20 protein-coding genes are annotated in these 18,924 nt (G+C 55.8%); 8 read left to right on the plus strand and 12 right to left on the minus strand.

Annotated features, from left to right (window positions below; genetic code table 11):
* Nucleotide 1: 1 nt before the first annotated feature.
* Complete coding sequence (locus tag ACXLHR_RS02215) at nt 2-226, plus strand: DUF1150 family protein (protein ID WP_458789914.1); 225 nt, start codon at nt 2-4, stop codon at nt 224-226.
* A gap of 260 nt (nt 227-486) precedes the next feature.
* On the opposite strand, the gene ACXLHR_RS02220 is transcribed toward ACXLHR_RS02215, so the two are convergent.
* From ACXLHR_RS02220 to trxB, 3 genes are all read right to left on the minus strand, one after another.
* Complete coding sequence (locus tag ACXLHR_RS02220) at nt 487-2,199, minus strand: bifunctional sulfate adenylyltransferase/adenylylsulfate kinase (protein ID WP_458792448.1); 1,713 nt, start codon at nt 2,197-2,199, stop codon at nt 487-489.
* A 120-nt stretch (nt 2,200-2,319) separates the two neighbouring features.
* On the minus strand, nt 2,320-2,643 hold the full coding sequence (locus tag ACXLHR_RS02225; RefSeq protein ID WP_458789915.1) for a ribonuclease E inhibitor RraB: 324 nt from the start codon (nt 2,641-2,643) through the stop codon (nt 2,320-2,322).
* A complete protein-coding gene (gene trxB, locus ACXLHR_RS02230; protein WP_458789916.1) occupies nt 2,640-3,581 on the minus strand; it encodes a thioredoxin-disulfide reductase in 942 nt (313 codons plus the stop codon). The genes ACXLHR_RS02225 and trxB overlap by 4 nt, the downstream gene beginning before the upstream one ends.
* 160 nt (nt 3,582-3,741) lie before the next feature.
* On the opposite strand from trxB, the gene ACXLHR_RS02235 reads away from it, so the two are divergent.
* Nucleotides 3,742-4,242, plus strand: coding sequence for an Lrp/AsnC family transcriptional regulator (locus ACXLHR_RS02235; RefSeq protein ID WP_458789917.1), 501 nt, complete (start codon nt 3,742-3,744; stop codon nt 4,240-4,242).
* On the opposite strand, the gene ACXLHR_RS02240 is transcribed toward ACXLHR_RS02235, so the two are convergent.
* From ACXLHR_RS02240 to lgt, 5 genes are all read right to left on the minus strand, one after another.
* The gene (locus ACXLHR_RS02240; RefSeq protein ID WP_458789918.1) at nt 4,239-5,033 is read right to left on the minus strand and encodes a Hint domain-containing protein; all 795 of its coding nucleotides are present in this window, start codon (nt 5,031-5,033) and stop codon (nt 4,239-4,241) included. The genes ACXLHR_RS02235 and ACXLHR_RS02240 overlap by 4 nt on opposite strands.
* 315 nt (nt 5,034-5,348) lie before the next feature.
* Nucleotides 5,349-5,657 (minus strand): hypothetical protein, encoded by a 309-nt coding sequence (locus tag ACXLHR_RS02245; RefSeq protein WP_458789919.1) that lies wholly within the window; start codon nt 5,655-5,657, stop codon nt 5,349-5,351.
* Between the two features lie 123 nt (nt 5,658-5,780).
* Entirely contained in the window at nt 5,781-6,536 is a 756-nt protein-coding gene (gene pgeF, locus ACXLHR_RS02250; protein ID WP_458789920.1) for a peptidoglycan editing factor PgeF, read from the minus strand.
* Nucleotides 6,533-7,585 (minus strand): class I SAM-dependent methyltransferase, encoded by a 1,053-nt coding sequence (locus ACXLHR_RS02255; protein ID WP_458789921.1) that lies wholly within the window; start codon nt 7,583-7,585, stop codon nt 6,533-6,535. The genes pgeF and ACXLHR_RS02255 overlap by 4 nt, the downstream gene beginning before the upstream one ends.
* Nucleotides 7,582-8,460 (minus strand): prolipoprotein diacylglyceryl transferase, encoded by an 879-nt coding sequence (gene lgt / locus ACXLHR_RS02260; protein ID WP_458789922.1) that lies wholly within the window; start codon nt 8,458-8,460, stop codon nt 7,582-7,584. The genes ACXLHR_RS02255 and lgt overlap by 4 nt, the downstream gene beginning before the upstream one ends.
* 150 nt (nt 8,461-8,610) lie before the next feature.
* Here lgt and ACXLHR_RS02265 point away from each other — a divergent pair, with 150 nt between their 5' ends.
* A complete protein-coding gene (locus ACXLHR_RS02265) occupies nt 8,611-8,853 on the plus strand; it encodes an accessory factor UbiK family protein (protein ID WP_458789923.1) in 243 nt (80 codons plus the stop codon).
* Between the two features lie 47 nt (nt 8,854-8,900).
* On the opposite strand, the gene ACXLHR_RS02270 is transcribed toward ACXLHR_RS02265, so the two are convergent.
* Nucleotides 8,901-9,935 carry a M42 family metallopeptidase gene (locus ACXLHR_RS02270; protein ID WP_458789924.1) on the minus strand — a complete coding sequence of 345 codons (1,035 nt, stop codon included), beginning with the start codon at nt 9,933-9,935 and terminating at the stop codon, nt 8,901-8,903.
* 236 nt (nt 9,936-10,171) lie between these two features.
* On the opposite strand from ACXLHR_RS02270, the gene ACXLHR_RS02275 reads away from it, so the two are divergent.
* The 4 genes from ACXLHR_RS02275 to ACXLHR_RS02290 all read left to right on the plus strand — a co-directional run bounded on the left by ACXLHR_RS02275 (nt 10,172) and on the right by ACXLHR_RS02290 (nt 12,910).
* The gene (locus tag ACXLHR_RS02275; protein ID WP_458789925.1) at nt 10,172-10,675 is read left to right on the plus strand and encodes a type III secretion system chaperone family protein; all 504 of its coding nucleotides are present in this window, start codon (nt 10,172-10,174) and stop codon (nt 10,673-10,675) included.
* Between the two features lie 141 nt (nt 10,676-10,816).
* The gene (gene proC / locus ACXLHR_RS02280) at nt 10,817-11,632 is read left to right on the plus strand and encodes a pyrroline-5-carboxylate reductase (RefSeq protein WP_458789926.1); all 816 of its coding nucleotides are present in this window, start codon (nt 10,817-10,819) and stop codon (nt 11,630-11,632) included.
* A complete protein-coding gene (locus tag ACXLHR_RS02285) occupies nt 11,625-11,963 on the plus strand; it encodes a tRNA-binding protein (RefSeq protein ID WP_458789927.1) in 339 nt (112 codons plus the stop codon). Before proC ends, ACXLHR_RS02285 begins: the two co-directional genes overlap by 8 nt.
* A complete protein-coding gene (locus ACXLHR_RS02290; RefSeq protein ID WP_458789928.1) occupies nt 11,960-12,910 on the plus strand; it encodes a 2-hydroxyacid dehydrogenase in 951 nt (316 codons plus the stop codon). Before ACXLHR_RS02285 ends, ACXLHR_RS02290 begins: the two co-directional genes overlap by 4 nt.
* Here ACXLHR_RS02290 and ACXLHR_RS02295 read toward each other — a convergent pair.
* The gene (locus tag ACXLHR_RS02295; RefSeq protein ID WP_458789929.1) at nt 12,903-13,490 is read right to left on the minus strand and encodes a thymidine kinase; all 588 of its coding nucleotides are present in this window, start codon (nt 13,488-13,490) and stop codon (nt 12,903-12,905) included. The two genes, ACXLHR_RS02290 and ACXLHR_RS02295, sit on opposite strands and share 8 nt — an antisense overlap.
* Before the next feature lie 317 nt (nt 13,491-13,807).
* Here ACXLHR_RS02295 and ACXLHR_RS02300 point away from each other — a divergent pair, with 317 nt between their 5' ends.
* Nucleotides 13,808-14,257 carry a hypothetical protein gene (locus ACXLHR_RS02300; RefSeq protein WP_458789930.1) on the plus strand — a complete coding sequence of 150 codons (450 nt, stop codon included), beginning with the start codon at nt 13,808-13,810 and terminating at the stop codon, nt 14,255-14,257.
* Between the two features lie 19 nt (nt 14,258-14,276).
* Here ACXLHR_RS02300 and ACXLHR_RS02305 read toward each other — a convergent pair whose 3' ends face one another.
* The gene (locus tag ACXLHR_RS02305; protein ID WP_458789931.1) at nt 14,277-15,395 is read right to left on the minus strand and encodes a beta-ketoacyl-ACP synthase III; all 1,119 of its coding nucleotides are present in this window, start codon (nt 15,393-15,395) and stop codon (nt 14,277-14,279) included.
* A gap of 134 nt (nt 15,396-15,529) precedes the next feature.
* On the minus strand, nt 15,530-18,862 hold the full coding sequence (gene carB, locus ACXLHR_RS02310) for a carbamoyl-phosphate synthase large subunit (protein ID WP_458789932.1): 3,333 nt from the start codon (nt 18,860-18,862) through the stop codon (nt 15,530-15,532).
* Nucleotides 18,863-18,924: the final 62 nt, after the last annotated feature.

Genomic DNA, 18,924 nt, shown 5'->3' on the forward strand with positions numbered 1-18,924 from the left:
GATGCATAAGAAATTTGATCTCTCTGAGATGGGCTCCAATATCGTATATCTCAAACCGATGAATACGGCGGATTTGCCCGATGAGTTGCGCGAGCAAGCGGGTGATATGAAGCAGATTTTCGCGGTACATAACGGCGATGGCGCGCAGGTTGCTTATATCGCTGATTTGAAATTTGCAGCACATCTCGCCGCCGAGAATAACGTGCAGATTGTAGCGCTGCATTAATTGACCTGATCGACTTACGGCGCCGCCTCTGGAACTCGGGGGCGGCGTTTTATTTTCGTATCAACGTCTTATATGCGTTCAGCTTGCCACGGCGGATATTTATTGAACCTGCAATATGCCCTGCCGGGGTTTGATTTGAGTTGTAGGTGCTGGTTCACTTAGGTTTAAGAGTAGAGCTGCTCTAAGGTGACTTTGTCACCAATCCCAACGCAAAAGGGGCCGGACAATGCCCGACCCCTTGAAGTCATAGATAGGCAATATCAGGCTTTGATCAAACCCATCGATTCCAATTTCAAAATGATCTGGTGGGCGCAGTTGTCGACTTCGACGTTTTCTGTTTCCATCGACATTTCAGGGTTCGCTGGCACATCGTATGGGTCGGAGATGCCGGTGAATTCCTTGATCTTTCCTTCGCGGGCCAGTTTATAAAGGCCTTTGCGGTCACGGCGTTCACATTCTTCGATGGATGTGGCGATGTGGACTTCGATGAAGGCTCCGAATTGTTCGATATCTTCACGCACGGCGCGGCGTGTTGTGGCGTAAGGCGCGATGGGCGCACAGATTGCGATGCCGCCGTTTTTAGTGATTTCGGAGGCCACATAGCCGATGCGCCGGATGTTCAAATCGCGGTGTTCTTTGGAGAAGCCGAGTTCAGAGGACAGGTTTTTGCGCACGATGTCACCATCGAGCAGTGTCACAGGGCGGCCGCCCATTTCCATCAGTTTTACCATCAACGCGTTGGCGATTGTGGATTTTCCCGAGCCGGAAAAGCCCGTCAGGAAAACGGTAAATCCTTGCTTGGAGCGTGCAGGCTTGGTTTTGCGAAGTTCTTCTACCACTTGCGGGAATGAGAACCATTCGGGGATTTCCAGACCTTCTTGCAAGCGGCGACGCAGTTCTGTGCCGGAAATATTCAGGATCGTGACGTCATCTTTGTCCAGAATTTCGTCCATGGCTTCATATTGCGCACGTTCGGCGACCCAAACCATATGTTTGAAATCGACCATCTCGATGCCCATTTCGTCCTGATGTTCGCGGAACAGATCCTGCGCATCATAGGGGCCGTAGAAATCGGCCCCTTGGGAGTTATTGCCTGGACCGGCGTGATCGCGGCCAACAATAAAGTGGGTGCAGCCGTGGTTTTTACGGATCAAGCCGTGCCAAACCGCCTCGCGTGGGCCCGCCATACGCATCGCCAAATTCAGCAAAGACATCGCCGTTGTCGAGGCAGGATACTGGTCCAGCACCGCTTCGTAGCAGCGCACGCGGGTAAAGTGATCAACGTCACCTGGCTTGGTCAGGCCAACGACAGGGTGGATCAAAAGGTTGGCCTGTGCTTCTTTTGCGGCGCGGAACGTCAATTCCTGATGGGCGCGGTGCAATGGGTTGCGCGTCTGAAACGCGACCACTTTGCGCCAGCCCATTTTACGGAAATACGCACGCAATTCGTTTGGCGTGTCGCGACGACCACGGAAATCATAGTGAACCGGTTGCTGGATGCCCGTGACCGGACCGCCCAGATAAACCTCGCCTGCCGTGTTGTGAAGGTAATTCACCGCAGGGTGCGCGGAATCGTCGGCACCAAATACCTTGGCCGCTTCATTTGCTTTGTTCGGCGTCCATTTGTCGGTCACGGTCATCGTGCCGAGGATCACACCTTCCTGATCGCGCAGCGCAATGTCTTGCCCCACCTCAACCGTGTCCGCATATTTGGCAGTCACATCCAGCGTGATCGGCATCGGCCAAAGTTGCCCGTCAGCAAGGCGCATGTTTTCGACAACGCCGTCATAATCGGCCTGCGACATGAACCCCTTGAGCGGGTTAAAGCCACCGTTCATCAATAGTTCCAGATCACAAATCTGACGCGGGGTCAGGTCGTGGCTTGTGAGGTTCCCAGCTTCCACTTTGAGTTTCTGGGCGCTTTCGTGGGAAACGTAGAGTTCAGGGATCGGAGCTAGATTTTGCGGCATGATGATACTCTTATTTATATGCGGACAATTTGCAGGACTTGTGCGGGTTTTGGGCGCAAATTGTGTGCAAATCAAGGAAATTTCAGGTATTTTACGGGGAATATCCGCGCCTGTTGCACCGATTTAGGCCATTAACCCCCAACCATCAGGGGTAAACCCATGGTTGAATGCGATTTTTGTCGCCATTTCTTCGCCCATCCAGATTGTCAGCGCCGAAATCGGTTGATCCGCCAGAATGGCCACCAAATAGGGGGTGCCATTGTCGTCCTCGCGTTCGGTGTCAAAGCCGGCCGCGTCAAGAGCCGCTTCAAATCCGTCCCAGTCAGCCGCAGCGCCAGCCGCGAACATATAGTCGACATCGGTGAAATCAGGTAAATCCGATTGGCTTTGGATATCGGCAAAGACCGCGTAGGTCTCTGCTTTTTGTGCTGCGAAGTCGTGGGTCATTCTTGTGCCGCCAAGAATTTTTCCGCGTCCAGCGCCGCCATGCAGCCCATGCCTGCGGATGTCACTGCCTGACGGTAGGTGTGATCGGTCAAATCGCCTGCCGCAAAAACACCGGCAACCGCGGTGCGGGTCGATCCAGGTTCAACGCTGACATAGCCGCCGGAATGAAGCGCCAACTGGTCTTTTACCAATTCTGACGCAGGGGCGTGGCCAATCGCGATAAACACGCCCTTGGCGGGAATATCGGTAATCTCGCCGGTCTTTGTGTTTTTGACTTTCACACCTTCAACGCCTTTTGGCGCATCAGTTCCGTAGACCTCATGGATCTCGTTAAACCATAGAGTTTCGATTTTCGGGTTCTTTTCCAAGCGGTTGATCAGGATTTTCTCGGCGCGGAGTTCGTCGCGGCGGTGCACCAGCGTGACCTTGGAGGCGAAGTTGGTCAGGAAAAGCGCTTCTTCTACGGCAGTGTTGCCGCCGCCGACGACCACAATTTCCTGACCACGATAAAAGAAACCGTCGCAGGTCGCACAGGCCGAGACGCCAAACCCTTTGAATTTTTCTTCGGTCGGCAGGCCCAGCCATTTTGCTCGCGCGCCTGTGCACAGGATGACCGCGTCAGCCGTGTAGACCGTGCCGCTGTCGGTTTGCGCGGTAAAGGGGCGTTTGGACAGGTCAAGTGAAGTCACGATATCGCCGACAATTTCACAACCCATTGCGCTGGCGTGGGCTTCCATGCGGACCATCAGGTCAGGGCCCTGCACGTCGGTATCGCCGGGCCAGTTTTCGACTTCGGTGGTGGTGGTTAACTGTCCGCCGGGTTCAATGCCCTGAATCAAGATCGGTTCCAACATCGCGCGGCTGGCGTAAACGCCTGCGGTGTAGCCTGCGGGGCCGGATCCGATGATCAATGCTTTGGTATGGCGGGTGGCTGACATAGGGAACCTCTTTGTTATGTGTTTTGCCAGATATAGCGATGCTGCGGACCAGATGAAACCCCGTCAGATTTGCAATAATTATCTTGCGCGGTTGTGAAACATTGTTGCGCAGGTCGGGCGGTTGACGTATTCTTTGCGAAACTTAAGAGGATAATTGACCATGCCGGGCGCTAAGCTAGACGAAATTGATCGTATGATATTAGCCGAATTACAGGCCGACGGTCGCATGACCAATGTCGAGCTTGCCAAACGCGTGGGGATTTCCGCGCCGCCCTGTCTGCGCCGCGTGCGCACGCTCGAAGAGCAGGGCTACATTCGTGGGTATCACGCGGATGTGGATGCGCGCGAATTGGGCTTTGAGGTGCAAGTGTTTGCCATGGTCGGGCTGGTGTCTCAGGCCGAGGTTGACCTTTGTGCGTTCGAGGCGAAATGCCAAAGCTGGCCGCTGGTGCGCGAGTGCCACATGCTGAACGGCGAGGTCGATTTTGTGCTGAAATGCGTGGCACCGGATCTGCGCAGCTTTCAGCGGTTCCTGACCGAAGACCTGACTAGTGCTGCCAATGTGGCTAGCGTGAAAACTTCGCTGGTGATTCGTGGCGCAAAAGACGAGCCGGGCGTGCCGTTCGACGTGTTAGAGGCCCGTCTGGCAACGCGCGCTTAAGCGGTGTTCACCAAATCCAGATCCTCGCGGCGCAGTCGCGGGGCCACCAGGTCGCCAAAATCACTATAGCGTTGGATATGCGGGAACATGGCCATCAGCATGTCGTGCAAATCTCCGCGCAAACCAAGGCTGTGCCACGGGCCGGGGTGCAGCGTTTCCACGTCAATGCCGTTCACCTGCACGCAAGCATGGCGCGCAAACCCGAGTTGGTAGCAATTCACGCGGGCAGTCGGGCGCAGTTCGATGATCTGGCTGCCATCGATAGAGTCACGCACAGGGATTAATACGGCATCGCGGCCTGTTAATGTTTTCGCGGCAGGCGACCTGTGCAACATCCGCGCCGCAGGCCCCAGTACCAGATCAAGGGCAGGGCGACCGTAACCCATCGCATCGCTGGTGATCCGCGTCATGGTCTGCATATGCGCGCGCGGGTTTTCGCCGTCAGGCGAGATGCTCATCATTCCGCGCCAAAGCAGTGTTTGCACACCCAGACTGGTCGCAACCCGATCACCGGGCAACAGATCCTCGACTGCGACGGGGCCATTTTCGGTCTGTACAATTGCACCGCGTCCGAATGCTGCAAAGGCATCCTCAAACGCTGGCTGTGCAGGAGCGATTATGCTGCATTCGTGAATATCTGAGAGGGGTGTCAGGTGGGCAACTACATATTTGCGCATGAGAGGCATTACACGGCGAAGTTGCCCAGCTGGACTAGCGATCCGACCCGATTGGGCCAGAGAGGTATAGGTGTCCACCGCGAGGCCTGCGGTGGCAGGGAGCGTATTCGTCATGTGTCCAACCTTTCGGTTTGTCACATCATCTGTCGGCCCCACCGACAACATCTGAGGAGATGATTGCTGTTGAGGTGAATGTGGCGCAAAAGTGTTGCTGCGTCAAAGGTTTTCAAATTCCGTGCCTATCGGCGCATCAATGATGGTTAACGTGGCCGATTGTATACGCAGCGTGGAGAAACCTGCCACAATTGGGCCAATCGAGATCCGAATCGCGCCGGATATTTCTGTTCAAGACAGCAAAAAACCGTGCGGGCGACGACCACACGGTTCTTAGCTATTGTGAAAGCGGGACGGCGACGGGCCGGATATTGATTAGCCTGCAACAGCCATGGTCATAAACGCGGGCATCGGTGGCAGCGTGACCTTGGTGTGCGTGTCGGTCTGCGCGAGGCGGCGCGAGATCATTTCCTGACGGCGGGCACCGCGTTCCCACGGCATTTTTGTGTCGCATTTGTCAGCTTGTTCGATTGTTTGTGCGATCCAGTGCTTTGTCGCGGCCATGTCTACTCTCCTGATATGTGCCGTCTGATTGGCGGCGTTGGGATCATAATGGCGGGCAAGCGCGGCCAGACTTTGGCGATAGATATATTTTTCAGCAAAGTGATCGGAAATTTTTGCCATAGTGGTGAAGAGTGAGAAACCGGTTGAAAATAAGGGGATTTGCGAGCCGGGCAACACAATCAGTGTAAATGTCGCGGGATTGTTTCGCAAATGTGGCAAGCAAACGCCGCATTCTTGCCTAGATCACAGGCGGATCGCCGCAATCAGCCGTCCATAGTCGGCTTCTTTTTTATGGGTGCTGCGGCGGTAGGAATAGAATCGGTCAGGATCACTGTAGGTGCAATGCCGTGTCCATGCCGCGTCTTTGATACCCGCGGCGCGGAGGCGCGACAGGCCGAACGCGGGCAGATCAAATTGCATTTTGCCAGCCTTGCCGTTTGCAAAAAACCGCGCATTGTGGGCGTCCATGTCGATGAAGCGTTCGGCAAAGTCGGTGCCGACCTCATAAGCGCGCTGGCTGATCGAGGGACCGATGACCGCGACAATTGCTTCGCGCGTAGCCCCAAGCGTGACCATTGCATCAACCGTCGCATCCAGCACACCGTTCAGCGCGCCTTGCCACCCTGCATGCGCCGCCCCGATCACGCCCGCGTCACGGTCTGCAAACAACACGGGCTGGCAGTCGGCGGTCAGTACGGAAATCGCGACACCGGGCGTGGCTGTGACCAGCGCATCGGCTTTTGGCCGCTCGGCCGTGGCATCGGTTACGGTGACAACATCGGCGGAGTGAATTTGGTGCACTCCGACCAAGGCAAGCGGGGCCACATCCAGCGCCGCTGCTACGCGCCCTCGATTGATTGCGACAATGTCATGCTGGTCAGAGCTACCAAATCCGCAATTCAGCCCTTTGAAAATGCCAGACGACGCGCCGCCCGCACGGGTGAAAAACCCGTGTTGTATGCCTTTCAAAAGATCGTGGGTAATGATGTCGAGTGTCATGCTGCAAATCCGGCGGGCGGTTCGCCCGTGCTAGGGTAAAGGCCGAGTACTTTGAACAGCCCGCCCATCTCGTCAGGATGCACCAGCCGCCTATGGGCAGAAATATGCGCCTGCAACGCGGTATCGGTCAAGCCTTTCGCGAGAACCTGCGCGCGCGCCGTGATGCCCAGCCGTTCCAGAAAGACGCCTTGCGGGGTAAGCGCGGTGTGCATAGTGGCAGCATTGGCAATGGCTTCAAAATCCACATGCGCGGTCAGATCGGCGTGGCCGGCATTGGCGAAAGGATGTGCAATCGCGTGATTTTGCAGTGCTTGCAGGGTGTCCCCAAGGCTATGCCACCCGCCGTAGTCGATGATCAGGGCCGCGCCGCCATAGGTCTCGATCTTGTCGCTTATCGCCGTCACGATACCGGGCAGGGCGGGGCAATACTCGACAATATCGCCGTTTTTTGTGTCGCTTAGTCGATGATCCAGCAGTGCAATTGGCGCAGGCGCCGACAGCCCGAGGATCAGCGTATCACCGTCTACCCCGACCATATGTTCGCGCCAACCGGTATCATCACGGGTAAACTGGCGGATCGGGAGTGCGTCGAAAAATTCGTTGGCGATCAGGTAAAGCGGGGCGTCAGGCAGCGTGCTGATATTGTCATGCCATGTGGCGTCAGGCACAGCTTTGGCTTGGCGTTTGCGCAGGGTGGGTGAGGTCTCGATGAAATGCACGGTGGCGGCGGCGTGAAATCCCGCCACAGCTTTGGTCGCGCGCAGGGCGTCGGCCATCAGTGTGCCACGACCAGGGCCGATTTCTGCAAGGGTGAACGCGTCAGGCGAGCCTTGATCCAACCAGGTTTGCGCAAGGCAAAGCCCGATCAGCTCGCCAAACATCTGGCTGATTTCGGGGGCGGTTGTGAAGTCGCCGGTCGCACCAAACGGATCACGGGTCGCGTAATAACCGAATTCAGGATGCATCAGGCAATCAGCCATATAATCGGCCAGCGTCATCGGACCTGTCGCGGCGATGCGCTGGGTGATCAGGGCGTGCAGTGGCGTCATCGTTTATAGGCCCAACGGATGACAAACAGGCCTATGACGATCATCGGCAGCGTTAGCGTCTGGCCCATGGTTAAACCGTAACCGCCCATCTGGAATGCCAGTCCCAGCGGATTGCCCTCGGTCACAAACTGCGCATCCGGCTGGCGCACAAATTCGACCAAGAACCGCGCAACGCCGTAGCCGGTGAAAAACACACCTGTCAGCAGCCACGATTTTTTCAAGCCGCCCCAGCGGAACGCCAGCAGCGCAAGGATAAGGCCCAGCAGCAAGCCCTCTAGCACGGCCTCGTATAATTGTGACGGATGCCGCGCACAAAGCCCTGCCGCAGCCACGCAAGTCTGCGCAGCCTCGGTCGGAAATATCACGCCCCAAGGCAGGGTGGTCTCGCGGCCCCATAATTCTGCGTTGATAAAGTTCGCAATCCGCACGAGGAAAATCGAAACAGGCGCGGCCAAGGCGATGCCGTCCGCGAGCTGCGGCAACGGCACTTTGTTACGCAAACTGAACAGATAAACCGCGACAATAACCCCCAGAAACCCGCCATGAAACGACATGCCGCCCGTCCAGATCTGCGGAATTTCGATGGGATTGGCGAGATAATACGCGGGCTTATAGAATAACACATAGCCCAAACGCCCGCCTGCAATGACCCCGACAACAATATAGGTCAGCAAATCTTCCAGCTTGTCCACGGGCATCGGTGCACCGTCCCGCCATAATTCGGCACGATTCAGGGCAAGTTTTAGCACCTGCCAGCCAAGGGCGATGCCCACAACGTAACCCATTGCATACCAGCGCAGGGCAAGGTGAAATCCAAACAGGTCAATGCTGAAAATTTCGGGCGAAATGGCGGGGAAATTGAGGGCTGCTATCATAAGTGTTGTTTTTAGAATGAGCTGATGGAAGTCAACAGGGCTGCACGCGGTTGTGCATGACTACTTGCGCGCAAACCCCGCTGACCCCATATAAAACCTAAGTAGGAATTGGCCAGATAAGAATTGGCCAGATAGGAATTGGAGACAGCAATGCAGACGCGGAACAAAATTCTCGACGACATTAGCGCACTGATGACAAACGCGATGGGCGTGGCGCAAGGGGCGAAAGACGAAGCAAGTACCGCGATGAGCGGTATGATGGATCGCTGGCTTGCCGACCGTGACTTTGTGACACGCGAAGAATTCGAGGCCGTGCGCGGTATGGCGCAAAAGGCTCGCGAAGAAAACGCAACGCTTCTGGCGCGTATCGAAGCACTTGAAGCAAAGACATAAACGAAATTTTCGCCCGCCGCAGGCTTAAATCCGCGGCGGGCAAACCGTCATTCAAACGTGGCCAGATACGCCACAAGAATGTCACGTGCAGCAGCCAGATCCGACTGTGCGACCATTTCCGTAACCGTATGGATATAACGGGTGCCAACCACAATTCCGACAGCACGCGCGCCAGCGGCAGCTTGCTGTGCGGCAGCGCCATCCTGCCCGCCAGCGGCTAGCATTGTGCGCTGGTAAGGAATGTCATTGGCGATTGCCACGGCTTCGATCTGCTTGACCAAATCCCGATCTGCAATGAACGAACTGTCACGCACATGCAGCCCGAACCCTTTGCCCTGTGTTGTCGTGGCATCCTTTTCGGGAATGCCGGGCGTGTCGCACGACAGGGTTGTATCAATGCCAAGCCCGATATCAGGCTGGATTTTATAAGCTGCCGTACGTGCGCCGCGCAGACCGACCTCTTCTTGCGTCGTGAACACGACATGGATTTCCGCACCGCGCCCTTTATCGGCCAGCGCGCGGATTGCCTCGATCCCCAGCCAACACGCCACGCGGTTATCCAGTGCCTTTGACACAAACTTGTCGCCCATTTCCAAAAACGGTTCGTCCATGACCACAAAGTCTCCGACCTTCACATGGTCATGCGATGCTTTACCCATGCCCAGATCGACAAAAAACTCGCCGACTTCGGGAATTTTCTTGCGATCTTCTGCTGACGAGATGTGGATCGGCTTGCCACCGGGGTTCATCACCCCCCTAAAGTCGCCGTCGTCCGTGCAGACCAGAACCCTGCGCGAAAACAGGTTGCGCGGATCAAACCCGCCGACAGGCTGCATATAAATATACCCGTCCTTGTCGATATGGCTGACCAGAAATCCGATTTCATCCATATGGCACAGCAGCATGATTTTTGGGGCGCCGTCGATGTTTGCATTGCGTTTGCACAGCAAGGACCCCATCGGATCGGTCGTCACCTCGTCAAACAGCCCGTCAATCTCGGACGCGATCAAGTCACGCACGCGGTGCTCGTTTCCAGGTACGCCGGGCATTTCGCATAGACGCTTTAGCAGGTCGGTATTCATGTCATTCTCCTTTTTTCGCATCATGCGCCGGACGTTTCGGGAAGGCAATTCATGGTTATCCACATGTTATTGACCCGAATGTGTACTTATCCCCAAGTTATTGCTTTACACGAGGGGGTGCTAACCTGCACCATATGCAGTAGGAACATAGGTGGAACGCTACCTTTCCTAGAGTACATAACTAGTCCAAACGTCGATCTGCCCGATGTGTGGAAAACGAGAAAGAGACCACGCATATGTCATTATCCCAGCACTTTGAGCTAGCCGACGATTTGCACCCCATTGATTTGGTCGAGCATATTGCCGAACATCATGCGTGGGAATTTGACCGGATCCATGACGACCAGATTGCGATGTCGGTCAAAGGTCAGTGGCGCACCTATGCGATCACCCTTGCGTGGTCGGCCTATGACGAGACGCTGCGCCTGATTTGCACTTTCGAGATGGAACCGCCTGCCGAGCGGATGCCTGCGCTGTTCGAGACATTAAACACTATTAACGACCGTCTTTGGGCCGGATCGTTCACGTGGTGGGAAGATCAAAAGATGATGGTCTACCGTTACGGTCTGGTGTTGTCTGGCGATCAGGTTGCAGGCCCCGATCAGGTCGACACGATGATTAATGCGGCTGTGGCGTCTTGCGAGCAGTATTATCCGGCGATTCAACTGGTGACTTGGGCCGACCGGACCCCTGCGGACGCGGTTCAAGTTGCAATTGGCGGCGCTTACGGGCGGGCCTGATTTGCGCTGACGACAGGGTCTATATGGCGCGCCGGGGGATAGCCCCCGGCTTGCTCCCCAAAAAATATTCCACTCGGAAAAGCCGCGGTTGCGTAGGCCTTTTGCGTTGCGTAGCGTGGGGGAAATGGACAGGGTTTTGATATGAATATGGATGATGTGGCCGCGCGCGGTTTGGTGTTGTTAGGCTGTGGTAAAATGGGCTCGGCGATGTTGGCTGGCTGGCTTGACGGCGGTTTGCCCAAAGAATCTGTCTGGGTGATGGACCCGCATCCGTCCGATTGGTTGAAAGCCACAGGCGTACATCTCAATGCAAGTTTACCTGCGAATCCCGCGATTGCATTGATCGCGGTCAAGCCGCAGATGATGGGCGACGCATTGCCGTCGATGCAGGCGCTGGGCAACGGTTCGACGCTATTCATCTCCGTAGCCGCAGGCACGTCGATTGCCACATTCGAGCATGTTTTGGGCGCGCAGACGCCAATTGTACGCGCGATGCCAAATACGCCATCGGCGATAGGCCGCGGGATCACCGCAATCGTTGGTAACACCCACACAACTGACGCGCATATGGCGCTTGCGGATGGGCTTTTGGCTGCGGTCGGGCAGGTCGTGCGTCTGGAAAATGAAGGGCAGATTGATGCGGTAACGGGCGTTTCGGGCTCTGGCCCCGCCTATGTCTTTCACTTGATTGAAACTATGGCTGCTGCTGGCGTGGCGCAGGGTTTACCTGCCGACATGGCGATGCAACTCGCAAAGGCGACCGTTGCGGGCGCGGGCGCATTGGCCGAGGCGGCTGATGAAGACCCAAGCCAGTTGCGCGTCAATGTGACCTCGCCAAATGGCACCACACAGGCCGCATTAGCGGTGTTGATGGATGAAAAAACCGGATTCCCGCCGCTGCTTGCCCGCGCGGTAAAAGCAGCGACAGATCGTTCCAAGGAGCTTGGTCGTGGCTGATATTTCTTTTGACGAATTCCTGCGCGTTGATGTGCGTGTCGGCACCGTGGTCCGCGCCGAAGCATTTCCCGAGGCGCGTAGCCCTGCGATCAAAATGTGGATCGATTTTGGCGGCGAGATAGGCGAGCGGAAAACGTCGGCGCAGATCACCGTGCATTACACGCCTGAGGATTTAATCGGGCGACAGGTCATGGCCGTAGTGAACTTTCCCGCCCGCCAGATCGGTAAATTTATGTCAGAGGTGTTGGTGTTGGGCATGCCAGACGCAGAGGGCGCTATTGTGCTAGCGACACCTGAAAAACAGGTACCAAACGGAGGACGGTTGCATTGAGAAAACTATTGATCACAAGGGTTTTGCCAGATGCGGTCATAGATGCCGCCAGCATGGTTTTTGACGTGACCCTGCGCGAAACTGTCGACGGTATGCTGCCTGACGAGGCTGCTTTGGCGTTGGCCGAATATGATGCGATCCTGCCAGCCTTGGGCGACCAATTCACCGCGGATGCCTTTGCCGGCACCATCCGCACAGGCGTCTTGGGCAATTTTGGCGTGGGATATAACCACATAGACGTGGCAGCAGCAGCCAAGGCGGGCGTTTTAGTCTCGAACACGCCTGACGTGGTCACAGACGCGACCGCGGACATCGCAATGACGTTGATTTTGACTGCCTGCCGGCGGGCGGGCGAGGGCGAACGCTTGGTGCGGTCGGGTCTGTGGTCGGGTTGGAACCCGATGCAGATGCTTGGCACACATGTGACAGGTAAACGGGTTGGGATCGTGGGCATGGGCCGGATCGGACAGGCGGTTGCCAAGCGCTGCCACTACGGATTTGACATGCCGGTTATCTATTTTAACCGCTCGCAAAAAGAGGTGGACGTGCCATCGCGGCAGGTTGATACCTTGGAGGCGCTAATGAGCCAAGCCGATATCATTGTCGTCACAGTGCCAGGGGGTGGGTCAAATTCCAACATGATCGACGCTGCAATGATCGCTCAAATGCAAGAAACCGCAGTTTTTGTAAACGTAGCGCGGGGCGATGTGGTGGACGAGGCTGCGTTAATCACCGCTTTGCAACACGGCAAGATCGCCGCTGCGGGATTGGACGTTTACGCCTGCGAACCGTTGGTGCCACAAGACCTGCGTGACCTCGAAAACGTCGTCTTGTTGCCGCACCTTGGTACCGCTGCTTTAGAAATCCGCGAAAAGATGGGCATGATGGCACTTGATAATATTATCGCGTGGAATGCGGGGAAACCGTTGCCACAACAAGTTAACTAGCCGCGTCGCCCATGGCCTCGCGCCAGTGACGGCGGCATAGGGACACATAGGCCTCGTTGCCGCCAACGACGATCTGATCGCCGCCTTTTTGCACGCCTCCGTCGGCATCCTTGCGCACAACCATGGTCGCTTTGCGGCCGCAGTGACAGATCGTGCGCACTTCGCGCATCTCGTCAGCAATCGCGAGAAGCGCCGCCGAGGCTGGAAAAAGCTTGCCCAGAAAATCCACGCGCAGGCCATAACACATGATCGGCACGCCCAGATCATCAACGGCACGCGCGAGCTGCCAAACCTGATCTTCGGACATGAAATGCGCCTCATCGATAAAAATGCAGGCACAGGGGGCAGCGTCCAAACGGTTCTTGATCTTGATAAACAGATCCTCACCATCATCAAAGGTATCGGCCTCTGCGCCAATGCCGATACGACTGCCGATGCGGCCTTTACCTGCACGCCTGTCAAAGGACGCGATCAGCAGATAGGTCTGCATGCCGCGTTCAATATAGTTGTGCGACGCTTGCAATAACACGGTCGATTTGCCCGCGTTCATTGTTGAGTAATGAAAGTATAGTTTAGCCATAGGCACTATCTATCGCTGTGAGGCGATCCTTTGCAAGACCACCCCACAGGACAAAAATGCCGAATCCACAACACACAGCCCAAAATTACTCTGGACCACACACGAGGACAGGGCGCACATAATATCGGTATTCAAAGTCGAAAAAATGACATCATGCAACAAACCCGAACACGGTTTGCGATGCATGTCGGCATCATACTCGAGACTGTCCCAACACACAGGACTGTTTTATCAATGACAAACTTGGTGCTGCCCCTTAATGGGAACTAAGGATGAGTTTTCCCCGCAGGTGCGGGGCGCAAGATTGAAGGTGATCCATGGCAGGCTACGGTAGCTACTTAAAAAAGCACACAGAAGCACTTGTTAAGGACGTGGGTATCGAAGCGGCCTGCGAGTTGACGGGGAAATCCAAAGCTACTTTGGGTCGCTATTATTCGGACTCAGACGAACATTCCGACCGCTTTATGCCCGTGGACGCAGTGGCGGCGTTAGAGGCTGCATCGTCTTATCCGCATGTGACCTCTGCGCTGGCAGAAATGCGTGGCATTACATTGTCTTACAGCGAGGGGCGCAACAATAAAGAAGGTGGCATCAACTCTGATGTGATCAAGCTAAGCCAGCGGTTTGCGATGCTGATGGGCGAGTATAATATCTCGATCGAGGACGGCGTGATTTCGATGAATGAAGCAAAGCGGCTACTGCGCGAAACCACGGCACTGCAAAAGGTGCTGCTGGATATGAAGCTGCACCTCGAAGGCGGGCAGTAACGAGGCGTTAATACGCATCCTACGCCTTTGTGACGATCACTGACCCCACCGAATACCCTGCGCCAAACGAACAAATCAGACCAACATCACCTGGCGTCAAATCGGCAGAGTTTTGTGCGAATGCGATGATGCTGCCAGCGGATGATGTGTTGGCGTAGTCTTGCAAGATATTGGGTTGCTCGACAGGGTCGGGCGTGCGGCCCAGCACCTTTTTGCCGATATAGTCGTTCATGGATTTATTGGCCTGATGCAGCCAAAGGCGTTTTATATCAGCGGCTTGTAGATCTTCTGCCGCCATATGATCCGCGATATGCTGGCTGACCATCGGCAGAACTTCTTTGAACACCTTACGGCCGTTTTGCATGAATTGCATGTCGCGCTGATCTTGCATTGCATCATGTGTGCGGCGTAAAAATCCGTTATTATTGCGAATATTATTCGAGAATTGCGTAGCACAGCGCGTGGATTTCACCTTGAAATGCGGGTTTGTCAGGTCCTCGTCGCGCTCGAGCAGTGTCGCCGTCGCCACGTCACCAAAGATGAAATGACAATCGCGGTCGCGCCATTCAAGGTGGCCCGAACAGATTTCAGGGTTCACCACAATCGCGCGGCGTATAGAGCCTGCTTTGATCATGTCACTGGCCGTCTGGATCCCAAACGTCGCAGATGAACACGCCACGTTCATATCAAACGCAAATCCACCTGCACCGAGAAGTTGCTGAATTTCCACAGAGATCGCAGGGTAGGCGCGCTCCATATTCGACGCGGCACAGATCACCAGATCAATATCGCTCGCGTGTAATCCGGCCGCAGCAATCGCTTTTTGTGCGGCATCAACGCCGATTTCGGCCATATATCCGGGCGCATCGTCGGGTCGTGCGGGCAAGTCGGGATACATGCGCGAGGGATCCAATATGCCGCTGCGGTTCAGCACATAGCGCTGCTCGATGCCGGAGGCGGCATAGATGAAATCAGCCGAGGATTGCGGTTTAGGGTCCACTGTGCCGTTTGCGATTTCTGAGGCATGTTCTGCGTTAAACAGGTCCGCATAGGCGTTAAAAGAGGTGACCAGATCGGCGTTGGTAATAACCTCGGACGGTGTAAAAACACCCGTGCCTGTAATTGCAACATGATACATTTTGAACCCCTTTTTCCAGTTTAAAGGCTAGGCGCGCTTTACACAATTGCCAAGCATGACGGAGCGTCGCGAGGGTGCTAAACGCAAACAGCCCCGCAATCGCAGGGCTGTTTGTCTGGTGCTATCAGTGCGGTCTAGCCTTGCAGCGCACGCACCTTGATGTCGTCGTTCAACCGCTCTTTCATCGCCATCACAGCCGCATGTGCGCCCGCAGCTGTTGTGAAATACGGGATCTTGTCGTGCAACGTGACCGATCGCATCTGGCGCGAATCGTCGACTGCCGCCGCGCCTTCGGTGGTGTTGAACACCAACGCGATATGCCCGTCTTTCAAACGGTCCACGATGGTCAAACCGCCCTCATAGCCTTTGTTGACCAGTTCAACGGTCATGCCTGCGTCGGTCAGGAACTTGGCCGTGCCGCGTGTCGCAATCAGGGTAAAGCCCATGTCGATCAATGTCTTCGCGGCCTCTTGCATGGCGGGGGTTTTGTCGGTGTCACGGATCGAGAAGAACACCAAACCCTCTTCGGGCAAAATCGTGCCTGCGCCCAATTGCGCTTTTAAGAATGCACGTGGGAACGAGCGTGCCCAGCCCATAACTTCACCCGTCGAGCGCATTTCCGGCCCTAAGATCGTATCCACACCGGGGAAACGTGCAAACGGCATAACCGCCTCTTTCACGCTAAACCATGGCGTTTTGGGATCAGCCAAAGTGAACGGATCACCTAGCGGCATCACATCCATTGGGTCTTTTGCTTCGGCATACGGGGGCCTGTGCGGGAAATTAGACAGCGGCTCACCCGCCATCAGACGCGCCGCGATCGACGCAATCGCACTATCCGTCGCCTTGGCCACAAACGGCACCGTGCGTGACGCACGCGGGTTCACTTCGATCAGATACACTTCTTCGTCTTTGACCGCGAACTGGATGTTCATCAGGCCGACGACCTTGAGTGCCAAAGCGAGTGCTTCGGTTTGCTTGCGGATTTCCGCGATCATCGCGTCCGAGAGCGAGTAGGGCGGCAAGGAGCAGGCGCTGTCGCCAGAGTGAACGCCCGCCTCTTCGATGTGTTGCATGATGCCTGCGACATGGGTGTCGGTGCCGTCGCAAAGGCAGTCCACGTCGACTTCGACGGCGCCGGACAGGTAACTGTCGAGCAGCACGGGGCTGTCGCCCGATACCACCACGGCCTCGGCGATGTAGCGTTCCAATTGTGCCTGATCGCGCACGATTTCCATCGCGCGTCCACCCAAGACATAAGACGGACGGATCACCAGCGGAAAGCCGATGTCTTTTGCAATTTCAAATGCTTGCTGGTCAGTCGAGGCGATGCCGTTAACCGGCTGTTTCAACCCCAAACGGTTCACAAGGTCGGAAAACCGTTCGCGGTCTTCGGCGAGGTCAATGGCGTCTGGCGTAGTGCCAAGGATCGGGATGCCCGCCTCTTGCAGGGCGTTCGCGAGCTTTAGTGGCGTCTGCCCGCCAAACTGCACAATCACACCATGTAGCGTGCCGTTTTCCTGCTCGACACGCATGATTTCCATGACGTGTTCAAAGGTAAGCGGCTCAAAATACAAACGATCCGATGTGTCGTAATCCGTTGAAACTGTTTCAGGATTACAGTTAATCATGATCGTCTCATAGCCCTGATCCGTCAGCGCATAACACGCATGGCAGCAGCAATAATCAAACTCGATGCCCTGACCGATCCGGTTCGGGCCACCGCCCAAAATCACAACTTTCTTGCGATCACTCGGGCGCGCTTCACACTCTGCATCACCCATCACAGGGCTTTCATAGGTCGAATACATGTAAGGCGTCTGCGCCTCAAATTCGGCGGCACAGGTATCAATGCGCTTGAACACAGCGTTCACGCCCATCGCGCGACGCGATTTGCGCACGGCCTCTTCGGACTGCTTGGTAAGGATCGCCAAACGGGCATCGGTAAAGCCCATCATTTTCAACGCGCGCATGCCGTGCTCGGTTGTCGGCAGGCCCTCGGCAATCACCACGGCTTCGGCCTCGATGATTTCGCGGATACGCGCGAGGAACCAAGGGTCAAATTTGGTCACCGCATTGATCGCATCATCCGACAATCCATGACGCATTGCTTGGGCGATTACACGAATACGGTCAGGCGTTTGTTTGGCCAGTTCTTTGGTGATTGCGGCCACGTCGGGCGCGCCCGGAATGACGATATCGTCAAAACCGGTGAGACCGGTTTCCATCGAGGCCAGCGCCTTTTGCATGGATTCGTGGAAGGTGCGGCCAATCGCCATCGCTTCGCCAACCGACTTCATCGCCGTGGTCAAATGCGGCTCGGAGCCTGCGAATTTCTCGAAGGCAAAGCGCGGGATTTTGGTCACAACATAGTCGATTGTTGGTTCGAAGGACGCAGGGGTCACGCCGGTAATGTCGTTGTCCAACTCGTCCAGCGTATAGCCAACCGCCAGTTTCGCCGCGATCTTGGCAATCGGGAAACCTGTGGCTTTTGATGCGAGCGCCGAGGAGCGTGACACGCGCGGGTTCATTTCAATCACAACCATGCGGCCATCTTCAGGGTTCACCGCCCACTGAACATTCGAGCCACCCGTTTCGACGCCAATTTCACGTAGCACGTTGATCGAGTGCGTGCGCATCAACTGATATTCTTTGTCGGTCAGGGTCAGGGCAGGGGCGACGGTAATCGAATCGCCCGTATGCACACCCATCGGATCAACGTTCTCGATTGCGCAGACGATAATGGCGTTATCCGCTTTGTCGCGGACCACTTCCATCTCGAACTCTTTCCAGCCCAGCAGGCTTTCATCGACCAAAATTTGCGCCATCGGTGAGGCTTCCATGCCTGTGCGGCAGAAATGCTCGTATTGCTCGCGGTTATACGCCACGCCGCCGCCGGTGCCGCCAAGGGTAAAGGCGGGGCGGATAATTGCGGGCAGGCCGACGTATTCGATCGCATCAATCGCCAGTTGCACACCGGCCATATAATCAAACTTGCCGTTCTCTTTCTTAGGCGCGGTGATGATCGTCGCCTTCGGGTTTTCGATGCCCAGACGGTCCATTGCATCGCGGAACAAGCCGCGATCTTCTGCCATTTCAATGGCTTCGCGTTTCGCGCCGATCATCTCGACGTTGTATTTTTCCAGCACGCCCATGTCAGCCAAGGCCAAGGACACGTTCAATCCCGTCTGGCCGCCCATCGTTGGCAGCAAGGCGTCGGGGCGTTCTTTTTCGATGATCTTCGCCACAACTTCTGGCGTGATCGGTTCGATATATGTGGCATCCGCCAGCCCGGGATCAGTCATGATCGTCGCAGGGTTGGAGTTGACCAGAATGACGCGGTAACCTTCCTCGCGCAGCGCCTTACACGCTTGGGCACCCGAGTAGTCAAATTCGCAGGCTTGCCCGATAATAATAGGCCCCGCACCGATAATCATGATCGATTTGATATCATCACGTTTTGGCATGGCTGGCCCCTATCTGAGTGTATGCAAATTGTCCTGCGTTATAGGCACGGGGCGGTTGGGCG

The organism is Yoonia sp. MH D7 (assembly GCF_054439475.1).

Coding starts and splice junctions, on each gene's coding strand:
- trxB (WP_458789916.1), bottom strand. CDS start 3,581: ATGTCAGCCACCCGCCATACCAAAGCATTGATCATCGGATCCGGCCCC.
- ACXLHR_RS02275 (WP_458789925.1), top strand. CDS start 10,172: ATGTCATTATCCCAGCACTTTGAGCTAGCCGACGATTTGCACCCCATT.
- ACXLHR_RS02245 (WP_458789919.1), bottom strand. CDS start 5,657: ATGGCAAAAATTTCCGATCACTTTGCTGAAAAATATATCTATCGCCAA.
- ACXLHR_RS02255 (WP_458789921.1), bottom strand. CDS start 7,585: ATGACGCCACTGCACGCCCTGATCACCCAGCGCATCGCCGCGACAGGT.
- ACXLHR_RS02295 (WP_458789929.1), bottom strand. CDS start 13,490: ATGGCTAAACTATACTTTCATTACTCAACAATGAACGCGGGCAAATCG.
- lgt (WP_458789922.1), bottom strand. CDS start 8,460: ATGATAGCAGCCCTCAATTTCCCCGCCATTTCGCCCGAAATTTTCAGC.
- ACXLHR_RS02240 (WP_458789918.1), bottom strand. CDS start 5,033: ATGACGAATACGCTCCCTGCCACCGCAGGCCTCGCGGTGGACACCTAT.
- ACXLHR_RS02305 (WP_458789931.1), bottom strand. CDS start 15,395: ATGTATCATGTTGCAATTACAGGCACGGGTGTTTTTACACCGTCCGAG.
- proC (WP_458789926.1), top strand. CDS start 10,817: ATGAATATGGATGATGTGGCCGCGCGCGGTTTGGTGTTGTTAGGCTGT.
- ACXLHR_RS02235 (WP_458789917.1), top strand. CDS start 3,742: ATGCCGGGCGCTAAGCTAGACGAAATTGATCGTATGATATTAGCCGAA.
- carB (WP_458789932.1), bottom strand. CDS start 18,862: ATGCCAAAACGTGATGATATCAAATCGATCATGATTATCGGTGCGGGG.
- pgeF (WP_458789920.1), bottom strand. CDS start 6,536: ATGACACTCGACATCATTACCCACGATCTTTTGAAAGGCATACAACAC.
- ACXLHR_RS02265 (WP_458789923.1), top strand. CDS start 8,611: ATGCAGACGCGGAACAAAATTCTCGACGACATTAGCGCACTGATGACA.
- ACXLHR_RS02300 (WP_458789930.1), top strand. CDS start 13,808: ATGGCAGGCTACGGTAGCTACTTAAAAAAGCACACAGAAGCACTTGTT.
- ACXLHR_RS02215 (WP_458789914.1), top strand. CDS start 2: ATGCATAAGAAATTTGATCTCTCTGAGATGGGCTCCAATATCGTATAT.
- ACXLHR_RS02225 (WP_458789915.1), bottom strand. CDS start 2,643: ATGACCCACGACTTCGCAGCACAAAAAGCAGAGACCTACGCGGTCTTT.
- ACXLHR_RS02270 (WP_458789924.1), bottom strand. CDS start 9,935: ATGAATACCGACCTGCTAAAGCGTCTATGCGAAATGCCCGGCGTACCT.